This is a genomic window from Shinella sp. 20P9.1.1 (genome assembly GCF_057798995.1).
Genome location: NZ_JBYOLC010000010.1, coordinates 55,988 through 69,855 on the forward strand (window position 1 = coordinate 55,988; position 13,868 = coordinate 69,855).

At 62.2% G+C, this 13,868-nt stretch carries 17 protein-coding genes and 1 pseudogene; 14 read left to right on the forward strand and 4 right to left on the reverse strand.

What is annotated here, in order from left to right:
- The first annotated feature begins 1 nt into the window (after position 1).
- The 3 genes and pseudogenes from AC27VQ_RS17675 to lhpI all read left to right on the forward strand — a co-directional run bounded on the left by AC27VQ_RS17675 (position 2) and on the right by lhpI (position 3,127).
- Positions 2 to 1,252 carry an NAD(P)/FAD-dependent oxidoreductase gene (locus AC27VQ_RS17675; protein ID WP_488717302.1) on the forward strand — a complete coding sequence of 417 codons (1,251 nt, stop codon included), beginning with the start codon at positions 2 to 4 and terminating at the stop codon, positions 1,250 to 1,252.
- 10 nt (positions 1,253 to 1,262) lie between these two features.
- Positions 1,263 to 1,400, forward strand: a pseudogene (locus AC27VQ_RS17680) (aconitase X swivel domain-containing protein); the annotation flags it as partial.
- Positions 1,401 to 1,444: 44 nt separating this feature from the next.
- Positions 1,445 to 3,127: a cis-3-hydroxy-L-proline dehydratase gene (gene lhpI, locus AC27VQ_RS17685; RefSeq protein WP_488717303.1), complete on the forward strand. Its 1,683-nt coding sequence runs from the start codon at positions 1,445 to 1,447 to the stop codon at positions 3,125 to 3,127.
- A 4-nt stretch (positions 3,128 to 3,131) separates the two neighbouring features.
- Here lhpI and AC27VQ_RS17690 read toward each other — a convergent pair whose 3' ends face one another.
- Together AC27VQ_RS17690 and AC27VQ_RS17695 are read right to left on the reverse strand one after the other, a co-directional pair.
- On the reverse strand, positions 3,132 to 4,301 hold the full coding sequence (locus AC27VQ_RS17690; RefSeq protein WP_488717304.1) for a nucleotide sugar dehydrogenase: 1,170 nt from the start codon (positions 4,299 to 4,301) through the stop codon (positions 3,132 to 3,134).
- A 93-nt stretch (positions 4,302 to 4,394) separates the two neighbouring features.
- Positions 4,395 to 4,721 carry a hypothetical protein gene (locus AC27VQ_RS17695; protein WP_488717305.1) on the reverse strand — a complete coding sequence of 109 codons (327 nt, stop codon included), beginning with the start codon at positions 4,719 to 4,721 and terminating at the stop codon, positions 4,395 to 4,397.
- A gap of 13 nt (positions 4,722 to 4,734) precedes the next feature.
- Here AC27VQ_RS17695 and AC27VQ_RS17700 point away from each other — a divergent pair, with 13 nt between their 5' ends.
- Genes AC27VQ_RS17700 through AC27VQ_RS17710 form a run of 3 tightly spaced genes read left to right on the forward strand, consistent with a single transcriptional unit; the run spans position 4,735 to position 7,608 of the window.
- Positions 4,735 to 5,559, forward strand: coding sequence for a helix-turn-helix domain-containing protein (locus tag AC27VQ_RS17700; RefSeq protein ID WP_488717306.1), 825 nt, complete (start codon positions 4,735 to 4,737; stop codon positions 5,557 to 5,559).
- Positions 5,552 to 5,983 (forward strand): HNH endonuclease, encoded by a 432-nt coding sequence (locus AC27VQ_RS17705; RefSeq protein ID WP_488717307.1) that lies wholly within the window; start codon positions 5,552 to 5,554, stop codon positions 5,981 to 5,983. Before AC27VQ_RS17700 ends, AC27VQ_RS17705 begins: the two co-directional genes overlap by 8 nt.
- The gene (locus AC27VQ_RS17710; RefSeq protein ID WP_488717308.1) at positions 5,983 to 7,608 is read left to right on the forward strand and encodes a terminase large subunit; all 1,626 of its coding nucleotides are present in this window, start codon (positions 5,983 to 5,985) and stop codon (positions 7,606 to 7,608) included. The genes AC27VQ_RS17705 and AC27VQ_RS17710 overlap by 1 nt, the downstream gene beginning before the upstream one ends.
- A 126-nt stretch (positions 7,609 to 7,734) precedes the next feature.
- Here AC27VQ_RS17710 and AC27VQ_RS17715 read toward each other — a convergent pair whose 3' ends face one another.
- Positions 7,735 to 8,175: a type II toxin-antitoxin system PemK/MazF family toxin gene (locus AC27VQ_RS17715; protein WP_488717309.1), complete on the reverse strand. Its 441-nt coding sequence runs from the start codon at positions 8,173 to 8,175 to the stop codon at positions 7,735 to 7,737.
- 3 nt (positions 8,176 to 8,178) lie between these two features.
- Positions 8,179 to 8,409 (reverse strand): helix-turn-helix domain-containing protein, encoded by a 231-nt coding sequence (locus AC27VQ_RS17720; RefSeq protein ID WP_488717310.1) that lies wholly within the window; start codon positions 8,407 to 8,409, stop codon positions 8,179 to 8,181.
- 152 nt (positions 8,410 to 8,561) lie between these two features.
- Between AC27VQ_RS17720 and AC27VQ_RS17725 the strand changes: the two genes are divergently transcribed.
- The 8 genes from AC27VQ_RS17725 to AC27VQ_RS17760 all read left to right on the forward strand — a co-directional run bounded on the left by AC27VQ_RS17725 (position 8,562) and on the right by AC27VQ_RS17760 (position 13,824).
- Entirely contained in the window at positions 8,562 to 8,903 is a 342-nt protein-coding gene (locus AC27VQ_RS17725) for a hypothetical protein (protein WP_488717311.1), read from the forward strand.
- Positions 8,904 to 9,054: 151 nt separating this feature from the next.
- Positions 9,055 to 9,849 carry a hypothetical protein gene (locus tag AC27VQ_RS17730; protein WP_488717312.1) on the forward strand — a complete coding sequence of 265 codons (795 nt, stop codon included), beginning with the start codon at positions 9,055 to 9,057 and terminating at the stop codon, positions 9,847 to 9,849.
- Between the two features lie 197 nt (positions 9,850 to 10,046).
- Positions 10,047 to 11,285 carry a phage major capsid protein gene (locus AC27VQ_RS17735; RefSeq protein WP_488717313.1) on the forward strand — a complete coding sequence of 413 codons (1,239 nt, stop codon included), beginning with the start codon at positions 10,047 to 10,049 and terminating at the stop codon, positions 11,283 to 11,285.
- Between the two features lie 3 nt (positions 11,286 to 11,288).
- Entirely contained in the window at positions 11,289 to 11,564 is a 276-nt protein-coding gene (locus AC27VQ_RS17740; protein ID WP_488717314.1) for a head-tail connector protein, read from the forward strand.
- On the forward strand, positions 11,561 to 12,097 hold the full coding sequence (locus AC27VQ_RS17745; protein ID WP_488717315.1) for an HK97 family phage prohead protease: 537 nt from the start codon (positions 11,561 to 11,563) through the stop codon (positions 12,095 to 12,097). The genes AC27VQ_RS17740 and AC27VQ_RS17745 overlap by 4 nt, the downstream gene beginning before the upstream one ends.
- Positions 12,094 to 13,302, forward strand: a complete 1,209-nt coding sequence (locus tag AC27VQ_RS17750; protein ID WP_488717316.1) for a phage portal protein — start codon at positions 12,094 to 12,096, stop codon at positions 13,300 to 13,302. The genes AC27VQ_RS17745 and AC27VQ_RS17750 overlap by 4 nt, the downstream gene beginning before the upstream one ends.
- The gene (locus tag AC27VQ_RS17755; protein ID WP_488717317.1) at positions 13,299 to 13,631 is read left to right on the forward strand and encodes a phage head closure protein; all 333 of its coding nucleotides are present in this window, start codon (positions 13,299 to 13,301) and stop codon (positions 13,629 to 13,631) included. The genes AC27VQ_RS17750 and AC27VQ_RS17755 overlap by 4 nt, the downstream gene beginning before the upstream one ends.
- Before the next feature lie 4 nt (positions 13,632 to 13,635).
- The gene (locus AC27VQ_RS17760) at positions 13,636 to 13,824 is read left to right on the forward strand and encodes a hypothetical protein (RefSeq protein ID WP_488717318.1); all 189 of its coding nucleotides are present in this window, start codon (positions 13,636 to 13,638) and stop codon (positions 13,822 to 13,824) included.
- Positions 13,825 to 13,868 lie beyond the last annotated feature (44 nt).

Below are 13,868 nucleotides of genomic sequence, written 5' to 3' on the forward strand. Positions count from 1 at the left end.
GATGAACACAGACATTCAGCCCGGCGTCGTCGTCATCGGCGCCGGCGTCGTCGGCCTGTCGGCGGCCATTGCCGCTCAGGCGCGCGGCCTCACCGTCACCGTTCTGGAACGCGAGGCCCCGGCAGCCGGCGCATCTGCCGGCAATGCAGGCGCCTTCGCCTTCACCGACATCCTGCCGCTCGCCTCGCCGGGCATCCTGAAGAAGGCGCCGAAATGGCTGCTCGATCCGCTCGGGCCGCTCAGCGTTCCGCCGTCCTACGCCATCAAGATCGCGCCGTGGATGTTCCGTTTCTGGCGTGCCTGTTCGGCAAGCCGCGTCGCTCATTCCACGGCGGCGCAGACCGCGCTGATGGACCTTTCCAAGGCCGAGCTGGAACCGTTCCTCGCCCAGACCGACACGCTCGGCATGCTGCGCAAGGAAGGCAACCTGCAGGTCTATGAAAGCCAGGCTGAGCTCAATGCCTCGCTGCCCGGCTGGAAGGCCCGCGAACAGCACGGCGTCGAATTCCACCATCTCGACGCCGATGCCATGGCGGCGATCCAGCCCGGCCTCGCGCCGCGCTTCACGCACGGCACGTTCACGCCCGGCTGGTATTCCATCGCCGATCCAAAACTCTACACGCTGGCGCTTGCCGACCATTTTCGCGCAAAGGGCGGCACAATCGAGCGTGCCGAGGTTTCCGGCCTGCACCCGATCGAGGGTGGCATCGAGATCCGCACGACCGACGGACGCACGCTGCGGGCGCAGAAGGTCGTGTTGTCGGCCGGCGCTTTCTCGCATCAGGTCGCGCGCTCGCTTGGCGAAACCATCCCGCTCGAAACCGAGCGCGGCTACAACACGACGCTGCCACTCGACGCTTTCGACCTGCGCACGCAGGTGACTTTCGGTGGTCATGGCTTCGTCGTTACCCGGCTTTCGACCGGCATCCGCGTTGGCGGCGCGGTGGAGCTTGGCGGACTGAAGCTACCGCCGAACTTCCAGAGGTCGCAAGCCATGCTCGAAAAGGCGCGCGCCTTCCTGCCGGGCCTCAAGCCCCAGGGCGGTGTGCAGTGGATGGGTTTTCGCCCGTCGCTGCCGGACAGCCTGCCGGCGATCGGCCGCGCCCGTGCCACGCCCAAGGTCATCTATGCCTTCGGTCACGGCCATCTCGGCCTCACGCAATCCGCCGGCACCGCCCGTCTCGTCGCCGACCTGCTGACGGATCGGCCGACCACCATCGACATCGCATCCTTCTCGCCGCAACGTTTCTAGGAACCATCCCATGACAGCGCTCTCCGCCCGCAGCATTCTTTCCGGAACAGCCTCCGGTCCGATCATCGCCGCGGGCGAGGCGCTGAGCTTCTGGGGCGGCGTCGATCCGGCGACAGGCCGCGTCATCGACGTGCACCATCCGCTGCATCGACATCGCATCCTTCTCGCCGCAACGTTTCTAGGAACCATCCCATGACAGCGCTCTCCGCCCGCAGCATTCTTTCCGGAACAGCCTCCGGTCCGATCATCGCCGCGGGCGAGGCGCTGAGCTTCTGGGGCGGCGTCGATCCGGCGACAGGCCGCGTCATCGACGTGCACCATCCGCTGCATGGCGTGACGATCACCGGCGGCATCCTGATGATGCCCTCGAGCCGCGGCTCCTGCACCGGCTCCGGCGTGCTGCTCGATCTGGCGCTCACCGGCCGCGCCCCCGCCGCCCTGATCTTCAGCGAGGCGGAGGACGTACTGACACTCGGCGCGCTGATCGCCGCGGAAATGTTCGGCAAGTCGCTGCCGGTACTGCGCCTCTCGCATGACGCCTATGACGCGCTCTGTCGTGCCAGGACGGCGACGATCAGCGACACCGCAATCGAAGCCGACGGCCTGACCATCCCCATCTCCCCGCCGGCCACATCCGCGCTCGACCTCACAGCAGACGACCGTGCCATGCTGGAAGGCCGCGACGGCGTCGCGGTGCAGCTCGCGCTGCGCATCACCATCGCCATGGCCGCCCAACAGGGTGCGGAAAAGCTCATCGACGTGGTGCAGGGCCATATCGACGGCTGCATCTATGCCAGCCCGGCCAACCTGACCTTCGCGGAAAAGATGGCCGACATGGGCGCCAAGGTGCGCGTGCCGACCACGATGAACGCCATCTCCGTCGACCGCGCCAACTGGGAGAAGCAGGGTGTGCCGCAGGAGTTCGGCGACCCGGCCGCCCGCCTTGCCGATGCCTATGTGCGCATGGGCTGCCGCCCGACCTTTACCTGCTCGCCCTACCTGCTCGACAGCGCGCCGAAGACGGGCGAGGCCATCGCCTGGGCCGAATCCAACGCCGTGATCTTCGCCAACACGGTGCTCGGCGCCCGCACGGCCAAACATCCCGACTTCCTCGATCTCTGCATCGCGCTGACCGGCCGTGCACCACTCTCCGGCGTCTATCTCGACGAACACCGCAAAGCCAGGCGCGTCATCGACGTGGAATTGCCCGACACGATCGACGACGCCTTCTGGCCGATCGTCGGCTATCTCGCCGGCCGCGCCGCACCCGACCGCATCCCCCTGCTGCGCGGCCTTGCGACCGCCAAGCCGAAGCAGGACGACCTCAAGGCGCTGTGCGCCGCCTTCGGCACCACCTCGGCCGCCCCCATGCTGCATATCGAGGGCGTGACGCCCGAGGCCGACGGCAGCGCCGCCCAAAATGCCGACCATACGGTCATCACCCGCGCTGACATGATCGACGTCTGGACCATGTTCAACGACGGCCCCGCCGAAGTCGAGCTCGTCGCCATCGGCAGCCCGCACGCCTCGGCGTCCGAATGCCGGGCGCTGGCCGATGCGCTCGGCGACCGCAAACGCCACCCTGATGTCACCGTCATCGTCACGGCCGGCCGCGATGTCATGGCGCAATCGGGCGACGTCCTGACCCGGCTCAGGGCGAGCGGCGTTCAGGTCCTGCCGGATCTCTGCTGGTGCTCGATTTCCGAACCGGTCTTCCCGACGAAGACACGCGCGCTCATCACCAATTCCGGCAAATACGCCCATTACGGCCCGGGCCTCTCCGGCCGCACCGTGCGCTTCGGTAATCTCGCCGATTGCATCGAGGCGGCGCTGACCGGCCGCGTGCCGCCACGCCTGCCGGCATGGCTCGCCTGAAGCCTCAGTCCCGCTCGAAAACGTCGCGCGTATAAACCTTATCCCTGACGTCTTCGAGTTCAGCGGAAAGGCGGTTAGCAACGATGAGGTCGGCGCGGCGCTTGAACGCGTCGAGATCGCGCACGATTTCCGAGCGGAAGAACGTGTCGTCCTCGAAATCCGGCTCGTAAATGATGACCGGAATGCCCTTGGCCTTGATGCGCTTCATGATGCCCTGGATAGAGGATTCACGGAAATTATCCGAATCCTTCTTCATCGCGAGACGATAGATGCCGACCACGTCAGGATTCCGCGCGACGATATCGAGCGCCAGAAATTCCTTGCGCGTCGTGTTGGCATCGACGATGGCGCGGATGAGGTTCTGCGGCACATCGGAGAAATTGGACAGGAGTTGCTTGGTGTCCTTCGGCAGGCAATAGCCGCCATAGCCGAAGGAGGGATTGTTGTAGTGCTTGCCGATGCGCGGATCGAGCCCGACGCCGTCGATGATCTCTCGCGTATCGATGCCATGCGTCATGGCGTAGGAATCGAGTTCGTTGAAATAGGCGACGCGCATGGCGAGATAGGTGTTGGCGAAGAGCTTGATAGCCTCGGCCTCGCCCGAGCCGGTAAAGAGCAGCGGCACGTCGTCCTTGACGGCGCCCTGCTGCAGCAGGCTCGCAAAGAGCCGCGCCTCCGGCGTATCCGCCCCCATGACGATGCGCGACGGGTAGAGGTTGTCATGCAGCGCCTTACCCTCACGCAGGAATTCCGGCGAGAAGACGATGCGCGCGTCACCGCGCTCATCGCGCAGCGCCTGGGTATAGCCGACGGGCACGGTGGACTTGATGATAACAGTGGCATCCGGATTGAGTGCCCGCGCCTCGTCGATGACCGCCTCAACGCTTTTCGTATCGAAATAATTGTACTGCGGATCGTAGTTGGTCGGCGTCGCCACGAGAATAAAATCCGCCCCGGTAAACGCCTCCGCCTTGTCCGTCGTCGCCTTCAACCGCAACGGTTTCGTCGCAAGATAGTCTTCGATCTCGGCATCGACGATGGGCGAAAGGCGCTGATTGACCTTCGCCACCCGTTCCGCGGAAATGTCATAGGCGATGACATCATTGTACTGGGCAAGCAGCACCGCATTGGAAAGCCCGACATAGCCGATACCGGCAACCGCAATCGTAACCATGAAAATCCCGTCGGCAACGCCGTTGAAACAGATGCTGCGGGCGCGGCGAAAGCCAGGTCCGGCGACAATCCGGCAGATATTATGGGGGGAGGGTTACAAAAGGATGGCGGACAGAGCGGTTGTGCGAGCAACCTTGAAAATCAGTCCGCTACCTTGTCCAACTCCGGCAAAGGCGGATTTGAAAAGACTGAGGAAATCGACGCAGCGGCCAACCGGATAAAGTTGGCCGCTCTTTGGCTTACTCAGTCTCGTGAAACTGTCGAAGGTTCCATCATCGCGGAGATGAAACGGCGCTTCGGATTGCGTAACCTTGAAGCCATCGAAGCCTGCAAACAGGCGCATGCGATCCTCTTCGGCGACAACCCGCCCCCGGAGCCCGTCGGTCGTCTCCATGTGATTGAGGGTGGCAAGAACGGTCATTCGGGGGCGTGATATGGCGATCCTCGAAGAGAACGATATCCTGTTCGCCTATAAGGCGCTCAACATCATGGCGGGCCTGACCGAAGCGACCAAGCGCGTTGCGGGGGCGATTATCGACCATTTCAACAAGCGCACCGGCCAATGCGACCCCAGCATTGAGCGGCTTGCAACCTTGCTCGGTATCGACCGTGCCACCGTCATCCGCGCCACGGAGAAGCTTCACGAACTCGGCTTCATCGAAAAGATCAGCCATGGCGGCAAGGCCCATCGCGCCGCTTACCTGCCGAACTGGGAGCGTTTCCGCTCCATCGTGGAAGACTGGGATGCACGCATGAAGACCGGCGATGGCCCGGGGAGGGCCGTAACAGGTGATGCTCCGCCCCCGGCAAAGGTCGCAAGCGTGCGACGTTCAAGGTCGCAGGGATGCGACGTTAAAGGTCGCACGGCTGCGACACAAACCCTTCGAAGTAACCCATCGAATAAACCCGTCGAAGGGGAACGCGCAGAAAAACCACCGGAGAAGCCGCAGGCTCACAGCCCGCCGAAAGCGCAGCATGGGCTCTGGAAGGGGAATAAGCCGGGAGCGCAGCACTCCATGCTCTTGCCGATCAGCGGAGGCAGGAGCCCCAGCCATGCGGATGCGGCAAGGGCAGCAGCCGAACGGCGGTGGTATGCGCAGGTTCATGCGCTCGGCTTGAAGGCAGAAGCCGACGTGCTGGAGTGGATGACGTGGGACAGGCAGGAGGCGACTACGCAAGCCGAGATGCAGCGGAAGGGCGGCGGTATAGCCTTCATCGTGGCAGGGATGCAGAACGAAAGGATGCGGGCCTATGGCTGACTGGCCGTACAATACCAGCGCGTGGCAGAAGCTCCGATTGGCGAAACTGGCGAGCAAGCCGTTGTGCGAGCCCTGCAATGCGAGGGGCGACGTGACGGTTGCCAACGCGATTGACCATGTAACGCCGATCAACGCCGGAGGCGATCCCTTTCCGCCGCTCGATGGCCTCATGTCCATGTGCGAGCGCTGCCACAATGAGAAGACGGCGGCGAACGACCGGCAGCATAAGAAACCATTCGCCCGGAAGGTCAAAGGTTTCGATGCGAACGGCAACCCATTCGACACTTCGGATGCCTGGCACAGGGGTGGGGGCGGGTCAAATCACGAAAACGGCTCCGCTCCCGGACCGACGTGGGAGAGCGGAATATACTTAGTTTCAGGTACTCAAGCTATTGATGAAGCTGATGATTTTGGGTTTGCATAATGGCGGTTAGAGGCATTGGAGCGAAGGCGCTTTCACAGCGCGGCAAGATCGAAGTTCGGCAGGTGAAGCCGTGGGAAGAGCCGGGCTTGTCCCGCGCCGGCCGCGTGATCGCCTTTCTTGAGGATTTGCCGATCACAGCCGGTAAGCTCGCCGGCACCACGATGACGTTGCGGCCATGGCAGCGCGATTTCATCGAAGCCGTCTATGCCGAGGACGCCGAAGGGCGGCGGCCGGTGCGCACCGCCGTCCTTTCGATGGCCCGGAAGAACGGCAAGACCCAGCTCGCCGCGGGTCTCGCCCTCTGCCACCTGATGGGACCGGAAGCCGAGCCGCGCGGCGAAGTCTATTCCGCCGCCCTCACGCGCGATCAGGCCGCGAAGCTGTTTCAGGAAATGTGCGCCATCCTCGCCGCGCATCCGGAGCTTGATGACCGCGCGAACATCATCCGCTTCAACAAGCAAATCGAGGTGTTGACCGGCGACGGCGCGGGCTCGATCTATGCGGCGCTGTCGGCGGATGCGGGTTCCAAGATGGGGCTCTCGCCCTCATTCGTCGTCTATGACGAACTGGGCAGCGCTCCGAACCGCGACCTGTTCGACGCGCTCGACACGGCGACCGGCGCGCGCGACAATCCGCTGATGGTCTGTATCTCGACGCAAGCCGCCGCCGACCATCATGTGTTTTCCGAGCTGATTGACTACGGCGAGCGCGTCAACTCCGGCGAGATCGAGGACGCAACATTCCACCTGACCCTCTACGCCGCACCGAAGGACGCGGACCCATGGAGCCGCGAGGCGTGGATTGCCGCCAATCCCGCCCTCGCTGACTTTCGCTCGCTCGAGGACGTAGAGCGACAGGCAGCGCAGGCGCGGCTTGTTCCGTCGAAGGAAAGCGCGTTCCGCAACCTGATCCTCAATCAGCGCGTTTCGGCCGTCTCCCGCTTCATCCATAAGGCCGAATGGGATCGCTGCAACGCTGCGCCCGATCTGGCGGCGCTGGCGGGCCGCGAGTGCTATGGCGGGCTGGACCTCTCCGGGTCGCGCGACCTGACCGCATTCGTCCTGGCATTCCCCGGCGAGGGCCGCAGCTTCGATATCGTCTGCCAGTTTTTCATGCCGGAGGCGAACATTACCGAGCGGTCGAACGAGGACCGCGTGCCTTACGATCTGTGGGCGAAGCAAGGCTTCATCACGCTCATTCCCGGCTCAACCATCGATCCGAGCTTTGTCGCCATGCATGTCTTCAATGCCATGCAAACCTATGATCTGCGCACCGTGGCCTATGACCGCTGGCGCATCGAGGACTTCAAGCGCGAACTGGGCATATTCGGCGGCGGCGTACCGCTGGAGCCGTTCGGGCAGGGCTTCAAGGATATGTCGCCCGCCGTCGATATGCTGGAGCGTTGCGTTGCGGAACGGCAGCTCCGCCACGGTGGCAATCCGGTGCTGAACATGTGTGCCGCAAATGCAGTCATCACGCGCGATCCGGCCGGGAGCCGGAAGCTCGACAAGAGCAAGGCGACGGGCCGCATTGACGGCCTTGTGGCGCTGGCTATGGCGTTGCAGGTGAGTGGGCGGCACGAACCGGAGGAATTGCCGTCGTGCCTTCTCGAACTGCTTGACTAAAAAATAAAGCCCTGCCTCGGGAGGCAGGGCTGTCAACCATTCGGACTTGGTTTCGTCCTACATAGGTTCGCCACCTTTCGGTGGACTTGAGGCACACCACGGTTTCCCGCGAGTGCAATCATAGAATCAAGTGGCGCTTCCGAGGTGATTTGTCAAGATGTCGAGGTCCAGCGCATGTAACATCGCATGGCGTATTTTTAGCAGCTCGGCAGGCTCCAGAATGATCTTGAGGTACTTGCGCTTACCAGTTACCGGGTCGCGACCTGTATATGGGAGCCCCATGCGTTCATAGCAAAGGGTAGCCAGCATATCGGCCTTGGCCCACTTCACGTTTCCGGCATAAGGAGCCGGCGCTTCAGTCGGCAATTCGACCTTGCATTGATACTTGATGCCGGAACGGCTCGGCGTGGTGCTGAGAGGAACGACGGTGCATAGGCCATCGCGATGCGGCAGGCGTTTGGAGACGACCACAGCGAGCCGTTCCTTGACCATTTCAGGTTTGCGGAAGCCGGTCGAATAGTCGCAAATCACCACAAGGCCAAGCTGAGGCGGAAACTTCAAACCCATGCTTCAAGACTTCCTCAACCGGACGCCGGGGCCTTCGCCGTTTTCTGCCACAAGAATAACTCCCGCCTTTTCTAGCGCGCGCTGAATAGCTTCTAGCGTCACCGTCCTTGGTTCACGAGCACCACGCTCGAAATCGACAACGGTACGAAGGGCAACTTTTGACGCTTCCGCCAGTTGCTCGCGAGACCATTCTATAAGCGCGCGTGCGGCTCTACATTGTGCCGGTGTGATCATCAAAAAACCTAATTGCACTTTTTATGTTGACATTAATAATGCAACATTGCACATATCATGTCTATTAACATCTACGGTTAGTAAGCGCAACGTGGAATGCCGATGCATTTCGCATGTGGCAGAAGCTTGTCCAAATTTCAATGGAGATTGAGATGAAAAACGACGCTGTGAAAACTTCAAAACAAACTGTTACAATAGAAGATCTTTCCGAGATGGAGTTTTTTCCACTAGAGATTGATCTTCGAGAAATCCCTAACAACAAGGTTTGGCTTTCGCGGGCCGAAACCGATATCGTCGTAGTCAGGCTTGCCGCCGTAACTCTCAATAGAACTAAAGAACAGCTCGTAGAAGGCATGAAAGAACTAGATGAAGACGCCTTTATCAATCTTGTCGAGAGTATTGGCGATCTCGCAGAGAGATACGAAAGCTTAATTTCGATGCTGAGGTCGGCCGAAGTGCGTTTAATGGTTGCCGCAGCAAATTTTTCGCGCTGAAGCGCCGATGGGCGCAGTCCGAAAAATTTCCCCGGCGTCACGGTCGCGCGTAGAATATGGATAGACTGCCATAAACATGACGTGCTGGGTAATAACTTGACGCGCATAACCTGATAAGATAGGTTATGCGCGTTGTAGTTAGGAAACGCCAATGACGACGGCCGCAAAAATGTTCGAAAAACTGTCTGAAAGCCTCAATCGCCCGTTCTCCAGCGTCGAAGCGTATGGCCTTGCTCTGAGCAAGCATGGCTGGTGGAGCCGCAACAAGCGCGGTCGCGGTGCGGTTTCCCGCTCCGTGATGGACGGCAGCAAACTGCTGCTTTCCATCCTTTCGAACGGTCCCAGCGAGCTTGCCAGCCACGAAGCGGGCGTCGAATGCTTTTTTCTCGACTATGCCAACCTGCGCGTTGAGCCGAACGTCGTGAACGAGCCGTGGGTTCGCTGCGTCATGGATGAGCTGGGACTGGAGAAGAAGGCGGGCTTTCTCGATTTCATCGCGGCATTTCTCTCGCGCTACATCGATGGCACAGCGGATCGCATCATCTTCCACAGCCCGGACCCGGAAGGCTTTCACGGGGACGATGAGGTTTACGGCGGTCCCAACATCGAAGTCCGCATCAAGGGACCGAACCCTGCCGGTGGCATCCGCTTCATGCTTTCGCACGCGATCCTCAACAAGCTAGAGGCGCAGGGCATCGATGTCGAGCCGCTGCTGGGCGTGAAGGAAATCCCCTTCGCCCATTATTTCTTCTCCCTTCTGGTGGAGGCGGAGGAGAACGGCGACATGCAGAGTGTCGCAAGTTTTGGGAATGTGATCCGCGTTGTTGCCGAGCGCAATGCGCGCGGCATCGGTTTCGAGCGCTTTTTCGGCGCTTTGCAGGTCGAGGCGATTGCCTCCGCCTTTCGCGGTGCCTCCGATGATCAGGAGGCCGCTACCGAGCACTAGCCAATTCCCCGCGCCATCAAGCAACGGCTCCGCCAGCGGGCCGGGACGAAAGTTGGAAAGTGCCTCTCTGGAGGCGCGGGGTGTCCTAAAGGACCAGTCAAGGGGCACATGCTGGCGATTTTCTCAACCCTTCCGATCACTCTAACCGACTACCGCTTGATTTCCTCCGGACGGCCATCAACCCAACGGAGTTACCCATGAAAAAGCTTATCGAACTGCGCGAAAAGCGTGCCGCCAAGGTGGCCGAAATGCGCACCCTCCATCAGAAGGACAAGATGGAGGACACGGAAGAACAGCGCTTCAAGGCGCTGGAAACCGAAGTCACCGACATTGACGGGCAGATTGCCCGCGAAGAGCGGATGGCCGCTTTCGAGCGCGAAGAACAGCGCGGCGAGACGGTCAGCGGCGAGTTTGACCGCGAGTTGCGGAATTACTCGCTCGCAGCCGCCATCAACGGCGCTCTCTCCGGTCGCCTGACCGGCCGTGAAGCCGAAATCGACCAGGAATTGAAGCGCGGCCGTGAAGGCCGTTCGGGCGCTTCCGGCATCCACCTGGCTGTACCTTCCGAGATCCTGCTTGGCGGCGGCATCGAACAGCGCAACCAGACTGTCGGCACGGCGGCGGCGGGCGGCTATACCGTCGCCACGAACCTCGCGGCGGTTGCTGACCGCTTCCGTCCCGCGCTCAAGGTCGAAAGCATGGGCGCGACCGTGCTTCGCGACCTGACCGGCTTCCTCGACCTGCCGAACCTCGCCGCGAGCGGCACGGTGAGCTGGGTTGCGGAGAACGGCAACGCGACCCGTTCGGCCGTCACCTTCGAAAAGGTGTCCATGGCGCCGAAGACGGTCACGGCGGAATACCGCCTGTCCCGTCGCCTCATGCTCCAGTCCAACACGGCTATCGAAGACCTGCTTCGCCGCGATCTGGGCTTCCTTCTGGCGCAGGCTCTCGACCTCGCCGCAATCAACGGCAGCGGGACCGCGCCGGAGCCGCGCGGCATCCTCAACACCGCAGGCGTGGCGAAGGTCACGACGGAAACGGCCTTCTCCGACACCACGGCGAACCTGATTTCCGAACTGGAGCTGGACGATGTGACAGGCACGGCCGCATTCCTCACCAATCCGACGGTGATGAAGGCGGTTCGCAAGATCAAGGATGCCGACGAGCACGTCATCCCCGCCGCCGAGCTGTTCCACAACGGCCGTGTCGAGGTCTCGACGCAGGTTCCGGCCAATATCGGCGACGACGATGACAAGTCCGCCTTGATCTACGGCCAGTGGGGCGAGCTGTACCTGGGCTACTGGAGCGCGGTCGATATCCTGATCAACCCGTACCACCCCGACGTTGCTTCGAACGGCGGTGCTCTTCTCCATGCCTTCCTCGACGCCGACGTTGCTGTGCGTCACCCGAAGGCATTCGCCTACGCGGAGATTTGAGCCATGGTCTCGCTCGCTGACGCGAAGGCGTTTCTTCGCATTGACGCCGATGATGACGACGCGGTGGTTGAACGCCTGATCGCGGCGGCGAGCGACCACCTCGCTTCCATCGGCGTGGACATGGAAGCCGCGCCGCTGCCCCCATCGGTCGAACAGGCCCAATACCTCCTGATCGGCCACTTGTACGAAAACCGCGAAGCAACCGGACCGACCACCAACGCCGCAATCGACTTCGGCGTTGACCGGCTGATTGCCCCTCACCGGGAGCAAGGCATATGAGCAGCTTTGAAAAGCGCGGCTTCACCATCGAAGTCCGCGCAAAAGGCCGTCGTCTCGAAGGATACGCGGCCACCTTCTCCAAGTCCGCCGATATCGGCGGGCGTTTCATTGAGACCATCGCGCCGGGGGCCTTCTCCGGCTCGCTTCGTTCCAAGGCGGACGTGCTGGCGCTGGTCGACCATGATCCGGGCCGCGTGCTCGCCCGCACCCGCTCCGGTACGCTTCGCCTTTCGGAAGATAGCCGGGGGCTCGCCTTCGACCTCGACGTGCCGGATACGGCGGTAGGCCGCGACGTGCTCGCCCTTGCGGAACGTGGCGACCTCGGCGGCATGTCCTTCGGCTTCACGGCGCTGGACGAGAAACGCGACGGCGACCGTCGCGAGCTGCGCGCCGTCGAGCTTCACGAAATCAGCGTCGTGCTTGCGTGGCCCGCCTATGACGGCACGGTCATTCAGGCCCGCGCACTCTCCTTTCCCTCGCCCTTCCGCTCCTATGCGGATCGCGCCTTGCGCCTGCTGGAGCTGTCCAAATGAGCCTGATTGACCGCATCCTCGGCCGCGAAAAGCGTGCCGCAATCCAGTCCGATGACCCCTATCTTGCTGAATGGTTCGGCCTTCGCGGCGGTATCGGCGGCTATGTCGATCCGGGCCGCGCCAGCGGTATCGCTGTTGCTCATGCCTGCATCGCCATCGTGAGCCAGAACCTCGCGGCGATGCCGTTGAACCTCTACCGTCGCGCCGACAATGGCGGGCGCGAGCGTGCCGCCGATCATCCGCTTTACGCTGTGCTGCACGACATGGCGAACCCGACCATGACAGCATTCGAGGCCCGCGAGGCTTTGCTTGCCTCGCTCATGGTCGCAGGCAACGCCTTCGCCCGCCTTGAATGGAACGGGCGCGGGCAGGTTTCGGCGCTCCGTCCCCTCGATCCCGGCAAGGTTGCCGTCGAGCGGCTGGAGAGCGGCCGTCTCCGCTACCGCGTTTCGGGCGACGGCGGCGGCGTCCGCGTCTACCTGCAGGAAGAAATCCTTCACCTGCGCTATCGCCTTGCCCGTGACGGCGTGATGGGGCTTTCCCCGATCCAGATTGCCCGCGAGACGTTCAACCTCGCCCTCACCCAGCAGGACACGGCCGGAAAGCAGGCGGCGAAAAGCTTCCTGCCGGAAGGCGCATTGGTATTCCCCAACGTGATCGGCAAGGATCAACGCCAGACCGTCCTCGACAAGCTGGAAACCAAGGTCAACTCTGACCTCTCGACGCGCGGCGTCCTCGTCCTCGACGGCGGGACCGATTGGAAATCGTTCTCCTTCTCTTCGAAGGACGCCGAGTTTCTGGAAAGCCGGAAGCTCACCAATCTGGATATCTGCCGCATCTGGGGCGTGCCGCCGACCGTCGCGGGCATCACCGATAACGCGACCTATTCGAACAGCGATCAGGAGAGCCGCGCTCTCGTCGTGCGGTGCCTGGCTCCCATGGCGCGCCGCGTCGAGCAGGCCATGAACGCCTCGCTGCTGACCGTGGAGAGCCGGAAGACGCTCTTCATCGAGCATGATCTGGCAGGCTTGCTGCGCGGCGACATGAAGGCCCGCTACGACGCCTATAGCGTCGGCCGGAACGGCGGCTGGCTCTCGGTCAACGAAATTCGCGGCTGGGAGAATATGCCGAAGATCGACGGTGGCGACGAGTATCTTTCGCCGCTCAACATGACCGAGGCCGGAGCGGGGGAGGTGTCCGAATGACGACGGGCAGCGACCTTGACCGCCGCATCGTCCTCGAGCGTTACATTGTGGTGGGCAATGAGCACGGAAGCCAGATTGTCGAATGGCAGACGCTCGCGACGGTCGCGGCGTCTCGCCACGATGTTTCGGACAGCGAGCGGTTTGCCTATGGCGGGATTGTCTCTGACACCCTCCGCCGCTTCGTCATTCGCGCGATCGGGCCGCAGGCAAGCGTGAGCAGCGACGATCGGCTGCTCTACGGCGGGTTGGTGTGGAACATCGTCGGCGTCAAGGAAACGCGCGACGGTCGCAACCGCTTCCTCGAAATCACGGCGAAGGCGGAGAGCTGAGACAATGGCGAACCGTGTTGCAGCGATCAAACAGGCCGACGCGAAGCGCCTCTTCAAGGCGGCGCTCGAAGCTGGCTTTGAAGCAGCTCGCATCATCGTGCATCCCGATGGGCGCATCGAGGCCAGCGCCTCCCTCTCTGAAACCGCCGCGAAGTCCATCGGTGGCAATACCTGGGATGATGTTTTGAAATGAAGGGTAAGCGGCGCAACGGCCTTCCGAAGCATTGTTCGCTGGTC